At 63.4% G+C, this 2242-nt stretch carries 2 protein-coding genes; both read right to left on the minus strand.

Annotation, left to right across the window (positions count from 1 at the left end):
* The coding region (locus VEK15_20055) for a tetratricopeptide repeat protein (GenBank protein HXV63004.1) at nucleotides 1-711 on the minus strand (711 nt) is incomplete at its 3' end.
* A 136-nt stretch (nucleotides 712-847) separates the two neighbouring features.
* Nucleotides 848-2242 (minus strand): hypothetical protein (locus VEK15_20060; GenBank protein ID HXV63005.1); only part of this gene is annotated, 1395 nt, incomplete at its 5' end.

Below are 2242 nucleotides of genomic sequence, written 5' to 3' on the forward strand. Positions count from 1 at the left end.
CTCCCTCGCGAGCCGAGAGAGCTCGAGCCTCGCTTCGAGCTCCTCGGGATAGCTGTTCACGAACTGGTTCAACGCCTCGACGCCCGCTCTTACGTCACCGCTCTTCTTGGCGGCGGTCACGTAGTGGTCCAGGAGCTCGAAAGAGCTCGGACGCAGCGCACGAGCTTCTTCGAGCGAGCTCATCGCATCCTCGTACCGTCCCATCTGATAGTAGGAGAGTCCGAGATACTGGTGAACGGTCGGGTTCTCCGGAAGCTCGCGAACGACCCCCTGTAGCACCGCGACGGCGATCCGGTAATCTCCCTCGTTGAACGCGGCAACCGCCTCGGAGAGCTCCGAGAGCACCTCCTTGGTCTCGATCTGGGGCAGCGGCTCGACGGACGGCACGTGAGGGGGTGGTTTAGGCCGAGGCGCGGTCTGGACGGCGGATTGCGGTGGCGAGACGCTTTCCACCAGGCCGCGGATCAAAATGAAGAGCACGAGTCCGCCAATCGCCAGCACCGCCGCGGTGAAGAGCTTCGCCTGCAGAGCCCGCCCTTGGGAAAACGCGCTATCGGGGGCCGTCTCGTCGAGAGGCTCGGCGCATCGTACGCAATACTCGAAGCTGGCCTTGTTCTTGGCTCCACACGACGGGCACCGTTTCATCGCCTTCTTTCCCGCGCGGACCCTGGGTTTGGTGCCGCGACCGGTGCGGGACTGAGGTGTCGTCATAAATGCCTCCCGGGCCTGGTCCGTCTTCCGTTCTAGACTACCCGTTTTTCCCCCCAAATGCGACAGCCCCGCCCGGGGGCCCGAGGTCGGGCCACCGGGCAGGTGGCATGCCACATTCGAAGGTCTCTGCCCTCAGCTAGAACGGTGAGACCCGGAAACTGTCCACCAGCACCTGGACGCTGAAGCTCCCATGCGCTGGGAGCTCGTCGTCGAACTTCCCGTCGCCGAAGACCTTCATATCTGAGGACGAGCCCAGACCGCCGCTTTCGGAAACGTACAAGTTTCCGTCGCGGGCCATGATCCCGGTGACTTTCCCCTCCCCGAGGCCCACGCTCTCGTCGTCGCCTCCGGTGCCGTCGAGATCCACCTCGGCCAGCCCGCTCTCGATGCCGAGGGCGTAGAGCGTACTGGTGAAGCCGGTGTTGCATTCGTTCGGATCGAACTCGGCTTTCGATCCGGCGAAGAACACGAGGGCCGGCACGGTGTCTCCGACCTGGCCGATCGTTACCGGCGTGACGTAGACCCGCTCCTCGGGATTCAACGGCTGGTCCCAGAATGGGGTGCTGCCGAGTGGATATTGGGCGGTGTTGGCCCCTTCGGCGTCATTGTCGATGTAGCCCACGAGCTTGAAATCCGTCGTGGTGGCATCCACCCGGGTATCGCCGCCGGTCCCGGCCATGACATACACCTGCTGGTTGTTGGCATCGGCCAGGATGGCGACGGCTGCGGTGATGGGCTGGTCGAGCCCGACCTCGGCGAACTTGACGAGCGACCAGTTGGCCGGATCCGCCTGATCGGTCACGAGCTTCCAGATGTTGCCCTGGACGTCACCGATGTAGACCCGGGTCGTGTAATCCTTGTTGTCGGCAACGTCGACCTGGTGAGGGTTGTAGAGGGTCGGCATCGCCACGAGCGCGTTGTACGGAATGGCGGCGCTCGAATTGTTGGAGACCTGGCCGCGGTAGTAGATCGAACCGTCCTCGACTCGCAGAGCGTACAGGTGATGCCCCTCGAAGTTGGCGTTGTTGCACCCATAGCCCGCTCCCAAGAAGGCGACCCATTGGTCGATTCGAGTGGGACCCGCGAGCGGGTCGGAGAACACGTTCCCCATGACCGGCGGTGACCAGGTCTCGCCGAGCCCGTCGTATGTCAATGTCGGATCAATTGAGTCGGGGTCCGAAATCCCCTCGCGGTTGCCCTTGTTGAATCGGAGTAACGGGTTCAGCGGGTTGGTGACATCGAGCCCGGTGACGAAGCGTCCACCGCGGGCCCGGCCGAACGTCAACATCGTGTGCCAACGGTCGTCGCCGGAGAAATCGGAACGGAGAAACGCGTCGTTCACGATCGGAGGACCCGACAGGAAGAACTTGTGGTTGATGGCGCCGTTGTTGCCCGCCACGAGGCGCTCGACGAGATCCTTCAGGACGTGACGACTTCCGGGAATCTCACCGCCCGCCAGATCCAGCCCCATCGCGTCGTCGGGAATGTAGGCAAAGACCTCGTCCCCGGTCGCGCCATCGAAACCATGCAT

This window comes from Vicinamibacteria bacterium (genome assembly GCA_035620555.1).
Classification (GTDB): domain Bacteria; phylum Acidobacteriota; class Vicinamibacteria; order Marinacidobacterales; family SMYC01; genus DASPGQ01.